The organism is Bradyrhizobium sp. (assembly GCF_016213215.1).
Lineage (GTDB): Bacteria > Pseudomonadota > Alphaproteobacteria > Rhizobiales > Xanthobacteraceae > Bradyrhizobium.
This window is the reverse complement of sequence record NZ_JACRAW010000038.1, coordinates 1-19,627: the sequence shown is the minus strand read 5'-3', so window position 1 is coordinate 19,627 and position 19,627 is coordinate 1. Positions and strand designations below refer to the sequence as shown.

Genomic DNA, 19,627 nt, shown 5'->3' with positions numbered 1-19,627 from the left:
CTGAGGTGCTCGCGTAGCGAGCCTCGAAGGGTGAACGGCCCGTCTGCAAGTACAATTCAGGAGTTGGTTTTAGATCTCGGCGCTCCTGCGCGCCGGCGCGACAACTGACTGATGGCGTTCCAGTCCGAGCGAACAAGCGCTTCTTTCTTGGCTCGGCTCCAGCCCTTGATCTGCCGCTCGGCCGCGATGCCATCGGTAATTCGATCGAAATATTCCGACCACACCAGAACCACGGGACGTCTTGTGTATGTGTATCCCGGGTAGGCTCCGGCGTTGTGCTCATCTACGCGTTTCGACACGTCCTCGCCCGTAGCGCTTCCAACGTAGAAGGAGCCATCTGCGCAGCGCAGCATGTAGACGTAGATGCCCATTCCAGTCATCCTTCGAGGCTCCCCGCGCGGCGCGATGCGCCGCACGGCTCGCACCTCAGGATGACGGCACCGAACAAGGTGTCAACGTAAGATGTTGGCGCCCCGCTGCATCAAGTTGCCTGTCAGTGCCACAGTTCGAGCGAAGATGCCGCCTTCTCCAAATTCGTCCCGTCATCCTGAGGCGCTCGCATGGCGAGCCTCGAAGGATGCACGGCCCCACTGGTGCCCATCGCTCTTCGATGCCTCCGCTTCGCTCCAGTGGCTCGGGAGAATGAACCGTCTTCGCGTCCGCGCCCGTTTCAACCCTCATGGTGAGGAGGCGCGCAGCGCCGTCTCGAACCATGAGGCCCGCTAACACAGCTCTGCCCTCGCCCTTCGAGACGCTTGCTTGCGCAAGCTCCTTCAGGGTGAGGTGATAGACTTTCGCTCGCGGCAAGATTCGATTTGCAAACAGCAGACGCGACTTCGCCTTCTCGCGGCGCAATTCGCCCGAGTTTTGCTGTCCTCTTCACCCTCTTTCATGCAAGAGGGCGCAGGGAAGACCGGGTGCCCGCTGCACCCGCGGTCTCGTGTGCACACACGCTAAGGAAATCGCACACGAGCATACAGGTACAGCCGACGACACCCGGCCTTCCCTGCGCAGTGGCTTTACGGCTTATGACGAGCTCTCCCCGGCGACGAATTCGTTCTTGTCACCGTCGCTCCGCGGATTGGCGACGCCTCACACCCGGTTGGGCTCAAGGCGCCTCCGCGGAGCTTGACTGCAGCAACGGCAGCCAGGACCACACGCTTTTGCCGTACGCGATCCCGCCTCCGCCAAGGCTTCGGCGCGGCAAGCCGCACCAAACCTAAAGCCAAGTCAAGTAACAGCGCCGTTCGTCCTGCGCGATGCCCGGGACGCTCACGGGGTTCGGCTCAATCCTCTGCCCGCCCTGCACCCTCGCCTCGCGCCGACGCTGCCGCGTCCACCGCATCTTCATCCCGCGTTCGTGACGATCGCGACCCGCCCCTCTTGCCGGGATGAGACGGGTGAAAGATAGGCCGGTTCGTAATTCTGAAAAAGCGAATTATTTTGGCGCGGGGCGGTAGACCGAGCCCTGGGGTGATTTGCCCGCCAGGCGGCCCAAGCAGTTGTGCTCGCGTGAGCGGGAGACGACGTGCGGGACTTTACGATCCTCTGTATCGCTTTGCTCGCCCGGGTACCTGATTTGCCTGTCAGGCAGTCGAACGCCTTTCCTTAACATTGTGCATACGTAGTTTCTCACCTATTGCCAACCGCCTTAGCTCAGAGGACTTCCACGTTCTGGAACGCCCAAACCCAGGCCTTTCGGAAGCCCTTCCCTCGTCTATTGCCGACAAATTCCGGCTATCGATTCCGGCTGCGTTAACGGCAAGCTGCTAAGGCAGGCCGCAGGAAAACGCGGCGCTTTCGGACATGCTCGCCATCCATAGCTGGTTCTTCTTGTCCTTTGATGGGCGCATCAGTCGCCACGAGTTCCGGCTCGGCTATTTCGGCATCGTGCTTGCCACCGCATTCCTGAGTCGGACCCTTCTGATAGCGAGCACTCCGCCCGTCCAATTTTATGTGAACCGCAGTGACATCGACCGCGCACAGGGTTTACCAGTACTGCTGGCGACGTTGGTCGCGCTTTGGCCTCTTGCCGCTGTGTTCGCCAAGAGGCTGCACGACCTCAACCTGTCCGGATGGTGGCTGCTTGCGTTCTTCGCGATTTCTCCCCTGTCGCACGCCATCAATATCCGCGCATGGATCGTTATCTTGATCGTCGTGGCCGCGATGTGCATCATCCCCGGCGCCCGTGGGAACAATCGATTTGGCGGTGATCCATTGGCCCATAGCGTTCATGACGCCTAGAGCACCGCCAGCACCATGATGCCGAGCGTCATCAGCACGGCCGCGAACGCTCGGGCAAGGCCAAATGGCTCATTCATGATGAAGATGCCGATCAGCACTCCAAAAAGCGCGCTGCATTCGCGAACAGCTGAGACAGGCCCAATTGGCAGATGTACCGCGGCGACCAGGAAGGTCAGATAGCCCACACTTGAGAGTATGCCCGCACCTATTCCTGTTGGCCAGATCGCAAGTAGTGAAGGCACAAACGACCGGCCGCGCGCGACGGTGGTATAGCCCAGGATGCCCACGCCAGACGCAATTTCGAGCGCTGCGCTGAACCCGAGAACGTTTTCACTCAACCTGACTCCCGCGCCGCTGAGGAAGCTATAGGCTGCAATGCTCGCGCCAATCAGCATCGCGTAGACCAGGGCGCCCGAACTGCCGCGACCCAAGAGAGCCAGCGTCACAATACCCAGCGAGATAGAGATCACCCCCAAGAGTTGGAGGACCGAAATCGTCTCGTTGAGTAGAAAGAACGCAATGGCAGTCAGGAGGACAGGCGCCAAACCGCGCGATAGCGGATAGACGAAACTGAGATCCCCGATGTGATAGGCTTGAACGAGGAGTGCTTGATAGATCCACATGGCAACTGCCGCGGCGATCATCCAGCTTAGGCTCCCGATCGAGGGTGCCCCTACCGCCCACAGGACGATAGCGCCGTACAACAGGCCCACGATGCGAATCGCGACCATCAGCACCAGGCGATCGGACGTGGTCTTGAGAAGCGCATTCCATGACGCATGACCGACAGCGGAAAGCAGGACGAGGCCGAAGAGTAGATTTTGATTCATAAGTGCGACAGGCCGTTGATTGTTGTCTTGCAACGAAGCCGAAAGATCATTGTGCAGCGGCCAGGCCGCGCGATCATGAATTGATCATATCCGCCCGGCTTCCGAGAGCAGCGCAGGAGCGGACATGCCAATATCCATGCGAGCGAACGAGGGCGGCTCGCTTGAACTATTGGGCGCTGTAGAGGAGTCCCAGGGGCGGGCAGAGCCGCACCGGGTCAGTCCGTCCCGGTCGGCTTGACGTATTGGCGGCCTGCAGTCGTCATGGCGACGAGCTTGTGCTTGCCGCGGCTTTGACGAACGCGTAGCGGGTGTGTGTCATGTGATCTCCTTTCCGGTAACCAACACGTCACCCAAGGCGATCACGAGCGCGCCGCCCCGCGATCAGCGGGCCGGCTCGCGCGTTCTCTTTCATCCGGACTGTAACCGTCGGCTCAGGCATCGCACCTGATCTGCTCGACCCTTCCAGTGGAAGGCGCTCGCGGGCTCGCAGCACGGGCTGCATACCGCCGGTAGGGAGTTTCACCCTGCCCTGAGAACATTCGAATGCTGCCTTGGCCGGAACAGGCCGTCAATGGACAACTTGCTTGATGCTGTCGGGGACACAACGTGGCAAATACTCACAACGACGTCGCTCTCCCGGCGAACGTACATGCAGGGCCTCGGTCCGCTTGAGTGCGCTCTGAAGCACACTACTCAATAAACGTCGTCAGCTGCGCGCCGTCGTCAGCCACGAACACCGCGATCAGCTCAGCCGGCTCGGTGTTGCTGGCGTTGGCGGAGACCAGATGCGTCGAGCCCGGAGGCTCGAAGAAGGATTGCCCGACCTTGAAGGTCTCGAGCGGGCCGCCGCCGAGCTGGGAGCGGATTTCGCCCTTGGTGACGTAGGCCGTCACCGAACCCGAATGCCGGTGCGCCCGCGTGAAGCCGCCGGGGCCGTAGGAGACGCGCACGATGGTCACCCGTTTGCCCGGCACGTTCGGCAGCGCATAGGAGTCGATCGGTTCGACCTTTTCGAGCGGCGATGCCGCAGCACCAGAGGTCATGCACAGCGGCGCCACCACGCCGGAGATCGCGTCCATCGTCACGGGCAGCGTCTTTCCGATGGCCAAGGCGCAGGCAAGACCGGCAACGACGGCAAGCGAGACCGATCGCGTCCCGGGCTGCGCCGGCGCGAGGGAAACGCGTCTATTCCTTGAAGACCAGTTCGATGCAATTTGACGCGTCATTGCGAGCGAAGCGGAGCAATCCAGGATGTGGCCGCGGAAAAAGCCTGGATTGCTTCGTCGCTGCGCTTCTCGCAATGACGGAATTGAGGGGAACGGCATCCTTGCCATCGAAGTCATGCGTCTTCTCCTCCGAGATGTCGTGGCTGTTGCGGATCAGGACGCCACTGCACCTGCATTCCCCTGTCGCGCCGCCGGCACCCAGCCGTAGGCGACGCCGAAGCGCTTCCAGACGTTGATCGAGGCAACCGCCGAGGTGAGATACATCAGCTCCTTCTCGGAAAATTCGCGGCTTGCTTCGGCATAGACATCGTCGCTGACGCCGTCGGGCAGAAAGGTCAGCGCCTCGGTCCAGCCAAGGGCCGCCCGCTCGCGCGACGAGAAGATCGGCGCCTCGCGCCACACCGCGACGAGGTTGATCTTGTCCGCGGGCATGCCGAGCCGCTCGCTCTGCAGGATATGATACTGCACGCAGAAGGCGCAGCCGTTGATCTGGGAAGCGCGGATCTTGAGGAGCTCAAGCAACTGCTTGTCAAGGCCAGCCTTGCCGGCGGCATGGGAAAGCGTCAGCACGGTCTCATAGACATCCGGCGCCAGCGCCTTGAAGCCTTCGTACTCGCCGCGGACATGGGACATTTCGAGTTTCCTATGTTATAAGAATACTTGTAAGTTATAAGAGCTCTTATATGCCGGGCAAGACTGGACGAAGCGCAGGGCCGAAACGGCACGCAAAAGTGACTGGACGGAAAGCGACTTCACGGAAAAAGACGGCCTCGCGGCCGAAGAAGGCAGGAACGCGCCGAATGCCGCAGCGCCGCGAATCGGTTGTTCCTGACCTTGCGCGGTCGGGCCTCCGTCCGCCGCCGGCCGGCCAGGACAAGCGCGGCGAGCACGGCCACCTCGCCTATCTCCTGCGCCAGGCGCAGGCCTCCACCCGCCTCAGGATGGAGCGGACTCTGGCCGACCTTTCCGTCACGCCGCCGCAATTTGCCGTGCTGACGATGCTGAAGGCCTATCCGGGCCTGTCGGGGGCCGACCTCGCCCGCGTCGCCATGCTTACGCCCCAGACGGTCGGCGTCATCATCCGCAACCTGGAGCGCGACGGCGCCATCCGGAAGGCGCCACACCCGGTGCACGGGCGCGTGCTGCAATGGACGTTGACCCGACGCGGCGCGGGCTTGCTGCAACAGTGCCGCCGCCGCGTCGTGGCGCTGGAGCGGCGATTGGTGGCCGGGCTCGGCGGTAGCGCGGAAAAGGCCATCCGCCGCTGGCTCGCCCGGATTGCGGCCGAGATGCAGGACACGGGCTAGCCTCGCCCGTCTCCCGGCGGGGTTGAAGTTCCGAAACGGTTTCGGGAAGCCGTGACTGCGCCCTGTGGCGCTTCGCGCTAGACTGGCGACATGCAACAGGTTGATTCTCGCAAGGCTCTCACCCGCCGCGCCGTTTTGCGATCCGGCCTCGGCGCGGGCGCCCTGCTCGCCTGCCCTGCGCCGGTGCTCGCCGCCGCCCCGCCCGGCTTTGACGAGTGGCGCGACAATTTCCGCGCCCGCCCCCTGTCCAAGGGCGTTTCCGCGGCGACGTGGCAGCGCTGCATGGGACGTGTCGAGCCCGACATGTCCGTGTTCAAGCAGTTGCGCAACCAGCCGGAATTCAGCGAGCAGCTCTGGCAGTACATAAACCGCCGCGTCTCGGACTGGCGCCTCATCAACGGCCGCGAGGCGCTGAAGAAGAACGAGGCGCTGTTTGCCCGCATCGAAAAGGAGTTCGGCGTCGAGCGCGGCACGCTGCTGGCGCTGTGGGGTGTGGAGTCGGCCTATGGCGATCCCCTGGTGCAGCAGAACCATATGAAGCCGGTGTTTCCCTCGCTGGCGGCGCTCGCCTGGAACGAGCCGCGTCGCAAGGCTTATTGGGAAACCGAACTGATCAACGCGCTGCGCATCGTCGATCGCGGCTGGAGCACGCCGGAGGAGATGCGCGGCTCGTGGGCCGGCGCGATGGGGCATTCGCAATGGATGCCCGAGGTCTGGCTCAATGTCGGCATCGACTACGACGGCGACGGCAAGGTCTCGCCGTTCGGCCGGCCCGACGATGCGCTCGGCTCGACGGCGAAATATCTCCTCAACCGCGGCAAGTATCGTCGCGGCGAGCACTGGGGCTACGAGGTCCGCGCACCCGGCGGCTCGACCGGCGGCAACCGCACCTATGCGGCCTGGGCCGCCGCCGGGATCACCCGCGCCGACGGCCAGCCTTTCCCGCAGCCCAATGCCTCGGCCCAGATGTGGATCCCGGTCGCAGGCGGCCCGGCGTTTCTGCTCGGTCCCAACTTCTATTCGGTGAAGAGCTACAATCCCTCGATGAACTACGCGCTCGCGATCTGCCATCTCGGCGATCGCATTCTGGGCGGCACGCCGTTCATCCGGCCCTTCCCCGGCTCCGAGCGCGCGTTGACGCTGCCCGAGGTGCAGGAGATGCAGCGGCGCCTTACCCAGCTCGGTTTCGATACCGGCGGCACCGACGGCCGCGTCGGCAACGACACCATGAAGGCGGTCCGGGATTTCCAGGCGAAAGCCGGCCTTGTACCGGCGGACGGCTATGGCGGACTGAAGGTGCTGGCCCGGCTGAGGCAGGGCGGATAGCGCTCCTTGCCCACGTCATTCCGGGGCGAGGCGAAGCCTCGAACTTGGAATCCCGACATTGTCGCGCGAGATTCGCGCTTACGCGCGCCCCGGAACGACGGGAAATTATCGAATCAGGTTCGGCCCCTGATCGGGTACGGCGACGTCTATCACGCGGAACTGAACGCGCTCGGCACCTTGGTAGCGGTCGACTGCAAGCGAGCCCGCGACATGAAGCTGCTGGCCGCGATGGGCGGCGAGCGCGTTGCCGAGCTTCTGGCCGACCGATCGGAACGCGATGCCGTTGACGATGGCGCCGTCGCCGGACTTGAAGCGCAGGCGCAGGTGCGCCTGCCCGACCTCGTCGGCGTAGACCAGTTGATGCGCGGGCAGCGCGATGACCGGCTCCGGATTGCCGCTGCCGAAGGGCCCGGCGCGGTTCAGCGTCGCGGCAAGCTCGACCGTCACGGCGCGCGCGGAGACCGCGCCGTCGATGAGCAGCTCGTTGACATGCCGCGCCTCCGCAACTTCGCTAGCCAGCGCCTTTTCCATATAGGCACGGAATTCGGCGAGATTCTCCTTGCGCAGCGTCACGCCGGCCGCCATCGCATGCCCGCCGCCTTTGAGCAGAATGCCCTCGCTGACCGCCTGCCGCACCGCCTTGCCGATGTCGACGCCCGGGATTGAGCGGCCCGAGCCGGTGCCGATGCCGCCGGGCTCCAGCGCAATGGCAAAGCACGGGCGCGAGAATTTTTCCTTCAGGCGCGAAGCGACGAGACCGACCACGCCGGGATGCCAGCCTTCGGAGGCGGTGACGATCACGGCAAGCTTGTCCTCCATCCCCAGCGAAGCCAGCGCCTCGGCCTCGGCCTGCGCTTCGGCGTCCTGCTCGATTGCCCGCCGCTCGGTGTTGAGACGGTCGAGCTCGGCGGCGATGCGCCCGGCTTCCGTCACGTCGCCTTCCAGCAAGAGGCGCACGCCGAGATCGGCGCGCCCGATACGGCCGCCGGCATTGATGCGCGGTCCCAGCATGAAGCCGAGATGCCAGGCTTCCGGCGGCCCGTTCAGGCGCGACACGTCCATGAGCGCGGTGTGGCCGACGTGATCGCGCCGGCGCAGCGCGATCAGGCCCTTGGCGACGAAGGCGCGGTTGAGCCCGACGAGCGGCGCGACGTCGGCGACCGTGCCGAGCGCGACGTGATGCAGCACGCTGAGCAGATCCGGCTCGGGCATTACACCGGTCCAGAAGCCGCGCCGGCGCAGTTCGCGACTGACGGCAACGAGCGTGACCAGCGTCAACCCGACGGCTGCGAGGTGACCGAGGCCTGAGAGATCGTCGGGGCGGTTCGGATTGACCAGCGCGTCGACCTCGGGCAGCGCCTCGCCGCATTGATGGTGATCGATGACCACCACCGACATGCCGAGGCGCTTGGCTTCCGCAAGCGGCTCGATGCTGGTGGTGCCGCAATCGACCGTGACCAGGAGCGTCGCGCCCTTCTGCGCGAGTGCGCGCACCGCTTCGGTGTTGGGGCCATAGCCTTCGAACAGGCGATCGGGAATATGAATGAGCGGGTCGAGGCCGCAATGGCGCAGGTGCCAGGCCAAGAGCGCCGCCGAGGTGGCGCCGTCGACGTCATAGTCGCCGAAGATCGCGACCTTCTCGCCGCGCGCCGCCGCATCCGCGATCCGCCTGGCGGCGGCCTCCATCTGCGTCACCGTGAAGGGATCCGGCATCAGTTTGCGGATGGTCGGATCGAGGAAATCCGGCACCGCATCGATGTCGACGCCGCGGCCGGCGAGCACCCGCGCCAGCATTTCCGGCAATTGATGGCGCTGCACGATGGCGAGCGCTTGCGCGGCGCCCCGCGCATCGAGCCGGTCGCGCCACAGCTTTCCCGTGAGCGAATGAGCGACGCCGAGAAACGCCTTAGGCGATTCGACGGGCAATGCGGTGGCGGACGGCGTCATAATGGATGTGTGAGATACGGTTGATCACTGCCCTGAACAAACCGGGCGGATACGGGTCAACGGCTGCTTCGCGTCGCGACCTGACGGATTCGGGCAGATCGCCGGGAGAGTGTGCCGCTCGAAAGGCGAGCTGTCACACCAAATTGCCGCGTTACCCGCCTTTTAAACAGGTACCTGCCGCCAACCGAGGATGCAGAGGGCGGAATCGACTGCACGGGCCGGCGCGCCAGAGCACGCCGTCAGCACCCCAGCCGGTCGGCAATTCCGGCAAAATCCCTCGCGACGATGTCCCAGTTGCCGGTCGCCTCGAAATCCTCCTTCTGCAGCGGGCCGTATTCGGTCGGCCGCGCCACGAAGGCGGTCTTCAGACCGTTGCTCTGCGCCGCCCTGAGATCCTTGTTGTGCGCGGCGACCATCATCACCTCGCCAGGGGCAAGACCGAGCAGGCGGGCGGCGCCGAGATAGGTTTCCGGATCGGGCTTGTAGTGCTCGAACAATTCGGCGGACATGACGAGGTCCCAGGGCAGGCCGGCGAACTTCGCCATGTTGGTCAAGAGCCCGACGTTGCCGTTCGAGAGCGGCGAGATGATGAACTTCTTCTTCAGCCGCGTCAGGCCGGCGATGCTGTCCGGCCATGGCTGAAGCCGGTGCCAGCCCTTGGTGAGATAATCGAGATCGGCGTCGGTCAGGCCCTTGATCGCCTGTTGCTCAACCAGCTTCTCCAGCGAGCGCCGGTGCAGCACGTCGAGGATGACGTAGCCGCGCTCGGGATGCTTGCGCACCTCGTCCATCGAGGCGACGTACACGCCGCGCCAACCGTCCACCAGGGCGGTCCAATCAGCCTTGATGCCGCGCGTCTGTCCCCACCAGGTGAAGTCGCAGATCAGGCTGGTGCGCCAGTCGACGACCGTGCCGAACACGTCGAACACCAGCGCCTTCACCGCGGAGAGGTCGGACATGCGCGTTTTCCCCTGCTCGTATACTCGTCATGTCGCGCCCCGGAATCACGCCGTTTGTTACTGCTCAATCCAGGTGGAATTTCTCCAGCTGGCGGTGCTCGGCCTTGATGGTGCGCACCGTCCCCGTGACCGAGCGCATCACCACCGTTTCGGTCTCTATGACGCCGTCCTTGCGGAATTTGACGCCCGAGAGCAGCGAGCCCGTGGTGACGCCGGTCGCGGCGAACAGGCAGTCGCCGGTCGCCATGTCCTCGATATTGTAGATCTTCCTAGGATCGTGAATGCCCATCTTGTGAGCGCGCTCGCGCTTGTCCTCGCTGTCGAGAACAAGACGGCACTGCATCTGTCCGCCGATACAGCGCAGGGCGACCGCCGCCAGCACACCTTCGGGCGCACCGCCCGTGCCCATATACATGTCGACACCGGTATTCTCCGGGTCGGCGCAATGGATCACGCCGGCGACGTCGCCGTCGGTGATCAGCCGCACCGCAGCTCCAGTGGAGCGCACGCCCTGGATGATGTCGGCATGGCGCAGCCGGTCGAGCACCAGCACGGTGATCGCGCTAGCGTCGACGCCCTTGGCCTTGGCGAGGCGGCGAACGTTGTCGGCGGGCGAGGCATCGAGCTCGACGACGCCCTTCGCATAGCCGGGACCGATCGCGAGCTTTTCCATGTAGACGTCGGGCGCGTGCAGCAGCGTGCCGCCGTCAGCTATCGCCATGGTGGCGATGGCGCCGGGCATGTTCTTGGCGCACAGCGTGGTGCCCTCGAGCGGATCGACCGCGATGTCGACCCTGGGCCCGGCGTTCAGCCCGACCTTCTCGCCGATATAGAGCATCGGCGCCTCGTCGCGCTCGCCCTCGCCGATCACCACGGTGCCTTCGATCGGCAGCTTGTTGAGCTCGCGCCGCATGGCGTCGACCGCGGCCTGGTCGGCTGCTTTTTCGTTGCCGTGTCCGCGCAGGCGCGCCGACGAGACGGCCGCACGCTCGGTCACACGCACGAGCTCGAGGGTGAGGATGCGCTCGAGCAACAGTTGCTGCGGGACGGAAATCTGGGTCGACATGGGCACACTCCTCTGAAGCTTCGCTGCGGACACATGGTCCGCACCAATTCGCGTCCGCGCGCGCCGTTTCGCGGTCGCGCTAGTTCTTCTCGATCCGTATCACCTGCGGCCGGCCGCTGATCACCTTGTCGTGCTGCACCGCCTGGAGCGCGCGCCTTACGGCGTCCTCATTGGTGGCGTAGGTAACCAGAATGACAGGTACAGGAGAAGCTTTGCCGGCGCGAGCCACTGCGGCGCCATTGGCATGGCGCTGCACGATCGATTCGATGGAAATGTTCTGCTCGGCGAGCCGGGTGGCGATCGCCGCCGCGGTACCGGGGAAATCGCGCGCCAGCAGGCGGATGTAATAGCCGCCCTCGTGGCGCTCCATCGGCGCCTTCTTCGTATCGCGCAACTGGGCCACGGGCCGGCCGAACGGCTTGGCGCGGATGCCGCGCGCCACGTCGGCGATATCGGCGACCACGGCCGATGCGGTGGCGGCGCCGCCCGCGCCCGGTCCGACCAGCGTGATCGGCGGAATGCCCTCGCCGTCGATGGTGACGGCGTTGGTCACGCCCATCACCTGCGCGATCGATGAGGATTTCGGAACCATGGTCGGATGCACGCGCTGCTCGATCCCTTTCGTCGTCCGCACCGCCACGCCCAGGAGCTTGACGCGATAGCCGAGATCGGCGGCCGCGCGCAAATCCTCCGGCGTAATCGACGAGATGCCTTCGACGTAAACAGCACTTTGAGCAACTTTCGTGCCGAAAGCCAGACTGGCCAGCAGCGCGAGCTTCTGCGCGGTGTCGTGGCCGTCGACATCGAACGACGGGTCGGCCTCGGCATAGCCGAGACGCTGTGCGTCCTTCAGGCATTCGGCGAAGGACAGCCCTTCCTGCTCCATCCGCGTCAGGATGTAGTTGCAGGTTCCATTCAGTATCCCGTAGACGCGGCTGATGCTGGTTCCTGCCAGTCCTTCGCGCAGGGTCTTGACCACCGGAATGGCCGCGCCCACGGCTGCTTCGAAATTCAGCGCACAACCGTGCTTCTCGGCAGCTCTCGCAAGCCGAAGACCATGCTTGGCCAGCAGCGCCTTGTTCGCCGTGACGACGGACTTGCCCGCGTTGAGCGCCGCCTCGACCGCCGACAGCGCCGGGTCGCCCGCCCCGCCCATCAGTTCGACGAAGCAGTCGATTCCGGGATGCGTGGCGAGTTCGAGCGGCGTCTTCGCCCATTCGAAACCGCAAACATCGACGGCACGCTTCTTGGACTTTGAGCGCGCGGTCACGGCAACGACGCGCGCGCCGCGGCCGCAGCGCGCCGCCAGCACGCGGCCCTGACTTTCGATCAGGCGGATGACTTCGGCGCCAACGGTGCCGAGCCCCGCTATACCCACTTTGAGGGGTGCGACCATGACGCAGATGACCTGCCGGAAAAATTAACGCCGGTTGGCGAGGGGAACCACGTTGTGCAACGTTTCGATGCCGCTTTCAAGGAAGCGGCGCACGCCGCGGGCCGCCTGGCGGATGCGTTGCTCGTTTTCCACCATTGCGATGCGGACGTAGCCTTCGCCGTGCTCGCCGAAGCCGACGCCGGGCGACACTACCACCCCCGACTTTTCCACCATCAACGTGGCAAAATCCATGCTGCCAAGACCGCGGAAGGCCTCCGGCAACGGCGCCCAGGCGAACATCGATGCCTGCGGCGGCGGTATCTCCCAACCCGCGCGGCCGAAGGACTCGACCAGCGCGTCGCGGCGCTTGCGGTAGGTTTCGCGCATCTCGCGGATGCAGTCTTCCGGTCCGTTCAGCGCGGCGGTGGCCGCCACCTGGACCGGCGTGAACGCGCCGTAATCGAGATAGGATTTCACCCGGGCCAGCGCCGCGATGATGCGTTCATTGCCGACGGCAAAGCCCATGCGCCAGCCAGCCATCGAAAACGTCTTCGACATCGAGGTGAACTCGACCGTGACATCGATGGCGCCGGGAACCTGCAGCACGGAGGGCGGCGGATTCTTGTCGTCGAAATAGACCTCCGCATAGGCGAGGTCCGACAGGATGAAGACCTCGTGCTTTTTCGCGAAGGCAACGAGGTCCTTGTAGAAGTCCAGGCTCGCAACATAGGCGGTGGGATTGGACGGATAGCAGACGACCAGCGCCAAGGGCTTCGGGATCGAGTGGATGATGGCCCGCTCGACGGCTTCAAAGAACAGCGGCGTCGGCTCCGACGGCACCGAACGGATCACCCCGCCCGCCATCAGAAAGCCGAACGCGTGGATCGGATAGCTCGGGTTCGGGCACAGGATCACGTCGCCGGGCGCGGTGATCGCCTGGGCCACGTTGGCAAATCCCTCCTTTGAGCCGAGCGTCGCGACGATCTGGGTATCCGGGTTCAGCTTCACCCCGAAGCGGCGATCATAATAGGCCGCCTGCGCCTTGCGCAGGCCGAAAATCCCCCGGGAGGCCGAGTAGCGGTCCGTCCGCGGCTTGCCCAGGGTCTCCTTGAGCTTGTCGAGGACGTGAGCGGGCGCCGGGAGGTCAGGATTACCCATGCCGAGGTCGATGATATCGGCCCCGGCGTTCCGCGCGGCCGCCTTGGCCCGGTTGACCTGTTCGAAGACGTAAGGCGGCAGGCGGCGGATGCGGTAGAAATCTTCCATGGGTCCTTGGCTCCGGCAACCAATAAGAAAGGGCAGAATCGCCGGCCTCTCCTTGCGCCGAGCGGCGTTCGGCTTCGTCGATAAAGCACTCCAAATCAATGACTTAGAGCGGATTCGAGCAAGAATCGATGAAGTTCGCCCTGATTTGCGGTTGAACGGCGGTCTTTTAGCACGGTCGCGTTCGCACGCCAGCGATTACCTTACCGGCCACCGGTTTCCTTGGACGAAGCCTGACGATCGCGCGCTGCCATCAATTCCGATTCGATCTTGGCCCGCTGCTCCGGCGTTATCGCCACCCCGTCGCGATCTGGCGGTATGTCATGCACCGGCAGATAGGCGCCCGGTTCCTTGGGGCGCGCCGGCGCATCGCTTGGCGTCAGACTGGGCAAGTCGACAACCGAACTCGAGCAGCCGCCGAGGGCAAGCGCGGCGGACAGCAGCGCTGCCGGAGCAAGCCGTCTCCCCTGCCGATCACCCGACATCACCCGCGGAAGTCCCCTGGTCCTCAAACACAACGACAAGGTCCGATGGTACGCCATCCGCCTGCGCCAGCTCAAACCATTCTTGATCGAAGCGAGCCGGACCCAACCAGCCAACTTGATCGTTGAGGCTTCAATGTGGCCAATCCGCGATATCTTATCGCAGTGCAACACATGTTTGACATGCGGTTAACCGCAACCATTCCCGTTCGCGATCTGTCGCGGTGACGAACCCGCATTGAATCGATAGTGTTCCCGGCATGAGCAACGTGACAACCGAAGTCCGGCCTGAGAAGAAGTTCGACGCAGAAGCTTTTGCGATGAACATCGCGCGAGCGCTCGAGAGCAGCGGCAAGGCGCTCGCGGCTTACCTCAAGCCGCGCGAGAACGGCCAGGTGCAGGATCGGCCACCGACAGAGGTGGCCGAAATGGTCAAGTCGTTCACGGCAGTCGCCGAGTATTGGCTGGCGGACAATGCCCGCGCGTCCGAAGTCCAGACCAGGCTCGCCAAGGACTATCTGGATCTGTGGGGCTCGGCGGTGAAACGTCTTGCCGGCGAAGAGGCCGCGCCGGCGGTTGCTCCCCCGCCGCGCGACAAGCGGTTTGCCGATCCGGAATGGAAGTCGAACCAGTTCTTCGATTTCGTGATGCAGCTCTACCTGCTGACGACGCGATGGGCGCACGACCTCGTGCGCAACGCCGAGGGATTGGATCCGCACACCCGAAAGAAGGCGGAGTTCTACATCCAGCAGATCACCAACGCGCTGGCGCCGTCGAACTTCGTGCTCACAAATCCGGAAGTGCTGCGCGAAACGCTGAGCTCGAGCGGCGAGAACCTGATGCGCGGCATGGAAATGCTGGCCGAAGACATCGAGGCCGGCAGGGGCATTCTCAAGATCCGCCAGTCGGATCCCGCCAATCTCGTCGTGGGCGTCAATATGGCGACGACCCCCGGCAAGGTCATTTTTCAGAACGACCTCATGCAAGTGATCCAGTATGAACCGGCGACGGAGAAGGTGTTGCGCACCCCGCTCCTGATCGTTCCGCCCTGGATCAACAAGTACTACATCCTCGATCTTCGGCCGGAGAAATCCTTCATCAAGTGGTGCGTCGACCAGGGCGTCACGGTATTCGTGATCTCCTGGGTCAATCCGGACAAACGGCTCGGGTCGAAGACCTGGGAGGAGTATGTGAAGGAAGGCGCGCTCGCCGCCATGGACGTCATCGAGCGAGCGACGGGCGAGATGAAGGTCCACACCATGGGCTATTGCGTCGGCGGCACGCTGCTCGCCACCACGCTGGCCTTGCTTGCGGAACAACGCCGCCAGCGCGTGACCTCGGCAACCTTGCTCGCCGCGCAGGTCGACTTCACCCATGCCGGCGATCTCTTGGTATTCGTCGACGAAGACCAGATCTCAACGCTCGAGCGCGAGATGCAAGCCGCGGGCGTGCTCGAGGGTTCGAAGATGGCCATGGCCTTCAACATGCTGCGCTCGAACGACCTGATCTGGTCGTACGTGGTCAGCAACTACCTCAAGGGCCAGCAGCCCGCGGCGTTCGACCTGTTGCACTGGAATTCGGACGCGACCCGCATGCCGGCGGCGAACCACTCCTATTATCTGCGCAACTGCTATCTCGAGAACCGGCTCTCGACGGGCACGATGGTGGTCGACAACACGCTACTCGATCTCTCCAAGGTCAAGGTGCCGGTCTACAATCTCGCAACGCGCGAGGATCACATCGCACCGGCCGAATCGGTGCTGTACGGCTCCCAATTCTTCGGCGGACCGGTGAAATTCGTACTCTCTGGCTCGGGGCACATCGCCGGCGTGGTCAACCCGCCCTCCTCCGACAAGTACCAGTACTGGACCAACGACAACATCAAGGGAGTCACTGTCGCGCAGTGGCTCAAGGGGGCCGAGGAGCACAAGGGCTCGTGGTGGCCGGACTGGCGTGAATGGCTGGCCAGCATCGATGCCGAGGAAGTGCCGGCGCGCCGCGTCGGTAGCGAGGCGCTGCCGCCGATCGAAGATGCCCCGGGCAGCTACGTCAAGGTTCGCGCGTAGCGCAATCCTGCACTCTCCTGTATAAGCTGCGCTCTCATCGGAGCGACCACAGAGGGAACGAGCTATGACGCGCGAACTGTTTTGGCTGACGCTGACAGTGATCCTCACCGGGCTGTTGTGGGTCCCCTACATCCTCAATCGGATCCAGGTTCGAGGCCTTTCCGGCGCCATGGACAATCCCTCGCGCAACGACAAGCCGCATGCGCCTTGGGCGACGCGGCTGATGTTCGCGCATGACAACGCGGTCGAGAACCTCGTCATCTTCGCACCGCTGGTCCTGATCCTCAATCTGATCGACTATTCGACCAAATGGACCGTGCTCGCCTGCGCCGTCTATTTCTGGTCGCGCGTCGCACACGTTATCGTCTACACCCTGGGCCTGCCCGTGTTCCGGACCGTCGCCTTCACCGTCGGCTTCCTGGCGCAGGCCGTTCTGGTGCTCGCGATCTTCGGAATTGTCTGAGGCCAATCCCGGCCGAGGAAACGGAAAAACCCCGGGCTTGGCCCGGGGTTTTTGTTGCGGCTTGCCGTTCTGGTCTCTCGCTACTTGTCGGCAAGCCCCAGCATCAGCCGCATGTTCTGGACCGCCGCGCCCGAGGCGCCCTTGCCCAGATTATCGAGGCGCGCGACCAGAACCGCCTGGCGGTGCTTGTCGCTGCTGAAGACATAGAGCTCGAGCATGTTCGTGCCGTTGAGGGCCTCGGGCTCGATGCGCCCGCTCCTGGCAGCGTCGGTTTCAAGCGGCATGACCGAAACGTAGCGGCTCCCGGCGTAGTGCCTGGCGAGCGCTGCCTGGAGGTCGGCCCCGCTCGGCTTGCCGGGAATCGTCTCGAGCTGCAACGGCACCGAGACCAGCATGCCCTGGCGATAGTTGCCTACCGACGGCACGAAGATCGGCCGGCGCTCAAGGCCCGAGTGAAGCTGAATCTCCGGCAGGTGCTTGTGCTCGAAGCCGAGCCCGTAGAGCTCGAAGGCCGGCGCGGTGCCGTCTTCGAAGCTGGCGATCATCGACTTGCCGCCGCCCGAATAGCCGCTGACCGCATTGATGGTCAGGGGATAGTCCGCCGGCAACACGCGAGCATCGACCAGCGGCCGGAGCAGCGCCACCGAGGCGGTCGAATAGCAGCCCGGATTGGAGACCTTCCGTGCTGCCCGAATCCTGTCGGGCTGCCCGGGGCTGAGCTCCGGAAACCCGTAGGTCCAGTCGCTGGCAACCCGAAAGGCCGTCGACGCATCAAGAACCCTGGGAGCGGCGGCCCCCATGCTGTCGATCACCGCGACTGTCTCTTTCGCGGCTTCGTCAGGCAGGCACAGAATGACGAGATCCACTTCCGCCATCAGCGCGCGCTTTGCCTCGGGGTCCTTGCGCTTGTCCTCGGCGATGCCCTTCATGACGACATCGTTCTGTCCGGCAAGGCGCTCGCGAATGCCAAGACCCGTCGTCCCCGATGCGCCGTCGACGAACACGGCGGGTCTGGTGGCGCTGCCGGCGATCCGGCTTTGATCGGTGTCGGAGAAGGTCATGGCACGCTCCTTTCGGATTTGTCCGATTGATCTGCAAAGGCCTGCGGCCGGGTATCGCGCATCAGGCGCGCGATCATTCCAGCGCCGGGCTCGGTCTGCGCGCCGAGCGCGTTCGCCACCGAGGCGTAGTCGACCTCGGACTTGTGCTGGTTGAGCTTGAAACTGCCTTCGATGTCCTCAACCGTCATCACCAGTCCCACGATCCCTTTCTTCATGGCCTCCAGCCGCGCCGTCGTCATCTTCGCCGAGGTCCACGGCTTCTTGGGCAGCAGCCTGCCCTCGAACGTGGCGCTGAGCGTATCGATCTGAACGGCGAGTTCATCATCCGACAGTCTCCGCACCGGCCCGGTCAGGTGCACGGACTGGTACAGCCAGGTCGGCACCTGGTCCGGCGAGACGTACCAGTCGGGCGAGACATAGGCATCGGCACCGTTGATGGCCAGCAGCCAGTTGGCCGCTCCGTCCGCGAGCTTGATCAGCGGGTTGTGGCGGGCGAGATGCAACGCCGCGCGCGGCGTGCCGTCGTCGGCATAGCTCAGGTAGAACGGCAGCGCCGAGGCGATCGGCCTTAAGCCGTCCCACGCGCACAGCGTGCCGAAGCCGCGCGCCTCAGCGAAGCTGAGGCTCGCGGCGCGATCGGGCTTGAAGTGAGGGGGCGTATACATCTCTAGCTCCTGCTTGGCCTGTGGGGCCGCCGGATCAGATCGCGCTGACAGGAGAGAGAATGCCGCGGACCGGATCCAGCGGCAAAGGCGATGATCTCAAACGCAGACGACCGCCCGTACCGCTGACATACGGCGGCGGCGGCGAGCAAAAAGGATGGTCGCGGCGTTGATCATGGCGGGCGGCTATAAGGCCGCGGCGGTCCGGCGTCAAGCTGTCGGGCTATCGCACGGCCCGGCCGCTCCCAGCGGCGCGAACGTCAAAAGGCGTGCCAGATCCATTCCATGATCCTGCCTATCACGTCGCCGAACAACAGAAGCGCGGCCGACCAGATCAGCGCCGAGACGAAATTGGCCATCTGGAAGGTTCCATAGGGCATCTCGAAGATGCCTGCCGCGAGCGGCACGGACGCGCGCAACGGCCCGAAGAAGCGGCCGATGAAAATGCTCGGAACGCCCCATTTCTTCACGAAGGCTTCGCCGCGCGGCAGGATGTCCGGATAGCGCGACAGCGGCCAGATCTGGGCCACGTGTTCCTTGTACCGAAACCCGAACCAGTAGGAGACCCAGTCGCCGAGCGCGGCACCGAGAGCCCCGGCAAGCCAGACCGGGTAAAAGTTGATGCCGCTGACCCCAATCAGGGCGCCGATCGCAACCAACGCCCCCCAGGCCGGCACCAGCAGGGAAACGAAGGCAATCGACTCACCAAATGCGAGCAGGAAAACGATCGGGGCGGCCCAGGCCTCGTGATCGCGCACGAAATCGGTCAGGGCGCGCGCAAACTCCTCCATTCCTGAAATGCCTTCCCGCCCGTCTTCAAAGCCGTGGTCGCGGAGGACTAGCCAGCCGCATGCAGGACATCAAGTCACAAAGCTGCGGTTGGCGAGCCCTGTACGGGGGCCTATTCGAGCATTATGTGAGTTGCCGCGCGGCCGATCCGCGTCTTCTCCGCACCAGATACCGCTCCGGCATTCCCATCCGACCGACCAGCGTCACTTTTTGAAGCCAAGCATGGCATAGTCACGCCAACCGATTCGCGGCCCGCAAAGTGCGCGCAAGACATGAAGTACAATGGCTAAATCTCTGAAAGCACTTCCAAAATCAAAGCCGTCCGGCGACCTTTTTGGGTCGACCGAGACGAAGGCGCGCGCGCCCGCCAAGGTCGCCTCCCGATCCTCCTCAGGCGGTGACAGCGATTATACCGCTCGCGACATCGAAGTGCTGGAGGGCCTGGAGCCGGTGCGGCGCCGGCCGGGCATGTATATCGGCGGCACCGACGAAAAGGCGCTGCATCACCTCTTTGCCGAAGTCATCGACAACTCGATGGACGAGGCCCTCGCCGGTCACGCC

At 64.2% G+C, this 19,627-nt stretch carries 18 protein-coding genes, 1 pseudogene and 1 riboswitch; of the genes and pseudogenes, 6 read left to right on the top strand and 13 right to left on the bottom strand.

What is annotated here, in order from left to right; translation table 11 throughout:
• Window positions 1-56: 56 nt before the first annotated feature.
• On the bottom strand, window positions 57-371 hold the full coding sequence (locus HY852_RS07655) for a GIY-YIG nuclease family protein (RefSeq protein WP_291603806.1): 315 nt from the start codon (window positions 369-371) through the stop codon (window positions 57-59).
• A 1,435-nt stretch (window positions 372-1,806) separates the two neighbouring features.
• Between HY852_RS07655 and HY852_RS07650 the strand changes: the two genes are divergently transcribed.
• Window positions 1,807-2,244: a DUF805 domain-containing protein gene (locus HY852_RS07650; protein ID WP_291603805.1), complete on the top strand. Its 438-nt coding sequence runs from the start codon at window positions 1,807-1,809 to the stop codon at window positions 2,242-2,244.
• On the opposite strand, the gene HY852_RS07645 is transcribed toward HY852_RS07650, so the two are convergent.
• The 3 genes from HY852_RS07645 to HY852_RS07635 all read right to left on the bottom strand — a co-directional run bounded on the left by HY852_RS07645 (window position 2,241) and on the right by HY852_RS07635 (window position 4,933).
• Window positions 2,241-3,107 (bottom strand): hypothetical protein, encoded by an 867-nt coding sequence (locus tag HY852_RS07645; protein ID WP_291603804.1) that lies wholly within the window; start codon window positions 3,105-3,107, stop codon window positions 2,241-2,243. The two genes, HY852_RS07650 and HY852_RS07645, sit on opposite strands and share 4 nt — an antisense overlap.
• 363 nt (window positions 3,108-3,470) lie before the next feature.
• Window positions 3,471-3,615, bottom strand: a riboswitch (FMN riboswitch).
• A gap of 148 nt (window positions 3,616-3,763) precedes the next feature.
• Window positions 3,764-4,300, bottom strand: a complete 537-nt coding sequence (locus HY852_RS07640) for a cupin domain-containing protein (protein ID WP_291603891.1) — start codon at window positions 4,298-4,300, stop codon at window positions 3,764-3,766.
• A gap of 153 nt (window positions 4,301-4,453) precedes the next feature.
• A complete protein-coding gene (locus tag HY852_RS07635; protein ID WP_291603803.1) occupies window positions 4,454-4,933 on the bottom strand; it encodes a carboxymuconolactone decarboxylase family protein in 480 nt (159 codons plus the stop codon).
• A gap of 167 nt (window positions 4,934-5,100) precedes the next feature.
• On the opposite strand from HY852_RS07635, the gene HY852_RS07630 reads away from it, so the two are divergent.
• Together HY852_RS07630 and HY852_RS07625 are read left to right on the top strand one after the other, a co-directional pair.
• The gene (locus tag HY852_RS07630) at window positions 5,101-5,607 is read left to right on the top strand and encodes a MarR family transcriptional regulator (RefSeq protein ID WP_291603802.1); all 507 of its coding nucleotides are present in this window, start codon (window positions 5,101-5,103) and stop codon (window positions 5,605-5,607) included.
• A 90-nt stretch (window positions 5,608-5,697) separates the two neighbouring features.
• Window positions 5,698-6,933, top strand: a complete 1,236-nt coding sequence (locus HY852_RS07625; protein WP_291603801.1) for a lytic murein transglycosylase — start codon at window positions 5,698-5,700, stop codon at window positions 6,931-6,933.
• A 105-nt stretch (window positions 6,934-7,038) separates the two neighbouring features.
• Here the strand turns inward: HY852_RS07625 and recJ are convergent, their stop codons facing one another.
• The 6 genes from recJ to HY852_RS07595 all read right to left on the bottom strand — a co-directional run bounded on the left by recJ (window position 7,039) and on the right by HY852_RS07595 (window position 14,028).
• Window positions 7,039-8,880, bottom strand: coding sequence for a single-stranded-DNA-specific exonuclease RecJ (gene recJ, locus HY852_RS07620; RefSeq protein ID WP_291603800.1), 1,842 nt, complete (start codon window positions 8,878-8,880; stop codon window positions 7,039-7,041).
• A 239-nt stretch (window positions 8,881-9,119) separates the two neighbouring features.
• Window positions 9,120-9,839 carry a haloacid dehalogenase type II gene (locus HY852_RS07615; protein WP_291603799.1) on the bottom strand — a complete coding sequence of 240 codons (720 nt, stop codon included), beginning with the start codon at window positions 9,837-9,839 and terminating at the stop codon, window positions 9,120-9,122.
• 64 nt (window positions 9,840-9,903) lie between these two features.
• A complete protein-coding gene (gene glpX, locus HY852_RS07610) occupies window positions 9,904-10,905 on the bottom strand; it encodes a class II fructose-bisphosphatase (protein WP_291603797.1) in 1,002 nt (333 codons plus the stop codon).
• Window positions 10,906-10,984: 79 nt separating this feature from the next.
• Window positions 10,985-12,301, bottom strand: coding sequence for a homoserine dehydrogenase (locus HY852_RS07605; protein ID WP_291603796.1), 1,317 nt, complete (start codon window positions 12,299-12,301; stop codon window positions 10,985-10,987).
• A gap of 24 nt (window positions 12,302-12,325) precedes the next feature.
• Complete coding sequence (locus HY852_RS07600; protein WP_291603795.1) at window positions 12,326-13,546, bottom strand: LL-diaminopimelate aminotransferase; 1,221 nt, start codon at window positions 13,544-13,546, stop codon at window positions 12,326-12,328.
• 200 nt (window positions 13,547-13,746) lie between these two features.
• A complete protein-coding gene (locus HY852_RS07595) occupies window positions 13,747-14,028 on the bottom strand; it encodes a hypothetical protein (protein ID WP_291603794.1) in 282 nt (93 codons plus the stop codon).
• Window positions 14,029-14,285: 257 nt separating this feature from the next.
• On the opposite strand from HY852_RS07595, the gene HY852_RS07590 reads away from it, so the two are divergent.
• Together HY852_RS07590 and HY852_RS07585 are read left to right on the top strand one after the other, a co-directional pair.
• Window positions 14,286-16,091 (top strand): class I poly(R)-hydroxyalkanoic acid synthase, encoded by a 1,806-nt coding sequence (locus HY852_RS07590; RefSeq protein WP_291603793.1) that lies wholly within the window; start codon window positions 14,286-14,288, stop codon window positions 16,089-16,091.
• A gap of 64 nt (window positions 16,092-16,155) precedes the next feature.
• Window positions 16,156-16,554: an MAPEG family protein gene (locus HY852_RS07585; RefSeq protein ID WP_291603792.1), complete on the top strand. Its 399-nt coding sequence runs from the start codon at window positions 16,156-16,158 to the stop codon at window positions 16,552-16,554.
• Between the two features lie 80 nt (window positions 16,555-16,634).
• Here HY852_RS07585 and argC read toward each other — a convergent pair whose 3' ends face one another.
• The 3 genes from argC to HY852_RS07570 all read right to left on the bottom strand — a co-directional run bounded on the left by argC (window position 16,635) and on the right by HY852_RS07570 (window position 19,068).
• On the bottom strand, window positions 16,635-17,615 hold the full coding sequence (argC, locus tag HY852_RS07580) for an N-acetyl-gamma-glutamyl-phosphate reductase (RefSeq protein ID WP_291603790.1): 981 nt from the start codon (window positions 17,613-17,615) through the stop codon (window positions 16,635-16,637).
• On the bottom strand, window positions 17,612-18,280 hold the full coding sequence (locus HY852_RS07575; RefSeq protein ID WP_291603789.1) for an FMN-binding negative transcriptional regulator: 669 nt from the start codon (window positions 18,278-18,280) through the stop codon (window positions 17,612-17,614). The genes argC and HY852_RS07575 overlap by 4 nt, the downstream gene beginning before the upstream one ends.
• A gap of 257 nt (window positions 18,281-18,537) precedes the next feature.
• Window positions 18,538-19,068 carry a DedA family protein gene (locus HY852_RS07570; protein WP_291603788.1) on the bottom strand — a complete coding sequence of 177 codons (531 nt, stop codon included), beginning with the start codon at window positions 19,066-19,068 and terminating at the stop codon, window positions 18,538-18,540.
• A gap of 280 nt (window positions 19,069-19,348) precedes the next feature.
• Between HY852_RS07570 and HY852_RS07565 the strand changes: the two are divergent.
• Window positions 19,349-19,627 (top strand): annotated as a pseudogene (locus tag HY852_RS07565) (DNA topoisomerase IV subunit B); the annotation flags it as partial.

Excerpts from the sequence above, each read along its gene's own strand:
- HY852_RS07655 (WP_291603806.1), bottom strand. The coding sequence starts at position 371 with ATGGGCATCTACGTCTACATGCTGCGCTGCGCAGATGGCTCCTTCTAC.
- HY852_RS07650 (WP_291603805.1), top strand. The coding sequence starts at position 1,807 with ATGCTCGCCATCCATAGCTGGTTCTTCTTGTCCTTTGATGGGCGCATC.
- HY852_RS07640 (WP_291603891.1), bottom strand. The coding sequence starts at position 4,300 with ATGACGCGTCAAATTGCATCGAACTGGTCTTCAAGGAATAGACGCGTT.
- HY852_RS07635 (WP_291603803.1), bottom strand. The coding sequence starts at position 4,933 with ATGTCCCATGTCCGCGGCGAGTACGAAGGCTTCAAGGCGCTGGCGCCG.
- HY852_RS07630 (WP_291603802.1), top strand. The coding sequence starts at position 5,101 with ATGCCGCAGCGCCGCGAATCGGTTGTTCCTGACCTTGCGCGGTCGGGC.
- HY852_RS07625 (WP_291603801.1), top strand. The coding sequence starts at position 5,698 with ATGCAACAGGTTGATTCTCGCAAGGCTCTCACCCGCCGCGCCGTTTTG.
- recJ (WP_291603800.1), bottom strand. The coding sequence starts at position 8,880 with ATGACGCCGTCCGCCACCGCATTGCCCGTCGAATCGCCTAAGGCGTTT.
- HY852_RS07615 (WP_291603799.1), bottom strand. The coding sequence starts at position 9,839 with ATGTCCGACCTCTCCGCGGTGAAGGCGCTGGTGTTCGACGTGTTCGGC.
- glpX (WP_291603797.1), bottom strand. The coding sequence starts at position 10,905 with ATGTCGACCCAGATTTCCGTCCCGCAGCAACTGTTGCTCGAGCGCATC.
- HY852_RS07605 (WP_291603796.1), bottom strand. The coding sequence starts at position 12,301 with ATGGTCGCACCCCTCAAAGTGGGTATAGCGGGGCTCGGCACCGTTGGC.
- HY852_RS07600 (WP_291603795.1), bottom strand. The coding sequence starts at position 13,546 with ATGGAAGATTTCTACCGCATCCGCCGCCTGCCGCCTTACGTCTTCGAA.
- HY852_RS07595 (WP_291603794.1), bottom strand. The coding sequence starts at position 14,028 with ATGTCGGGTGATCGGCAGGGGAGACGGCTTGCTCCGGCAGCGCTGCTG.
- HY852_RS07590 (WP_291603793.1), top strand. The coding sequence starts at position 14,286 with ATGAGCAACGTGACAACCGAAGTCCGGCCTGAGAAGAAGTTCGACGCA.
- HY852_RS07585 (WP_291603792.1), top strand. The coding sequence starts at position 16,156 with ATGACGCGCGAACTGTTTTGGCTGACGCTGACAGTGATCCTCACCGGG.
- argC (WP_291603790.1), bottom strand. The coding sequence starts at position 17,615 with ATGACCTTCTCCGACACCGATCAAAGCCGGATCGCCGGCAGCGCCACC.
- HY852_RS07575 (WP_291603789.1), bottom strand. The coding sequence starts at position 18,280 with ATGTATACGCCCCCTCACTTCAAGCCCGATCGCGCCGCGAGCCTCAGC.
- HY852_RS07570 (WP_291603788.1), bottom strand. The coding sequence starts at position 19,068 with ATGGAGGAGTTTGCGCGCGCCCTGACCGATTTCGTGCGCGATCACGAG.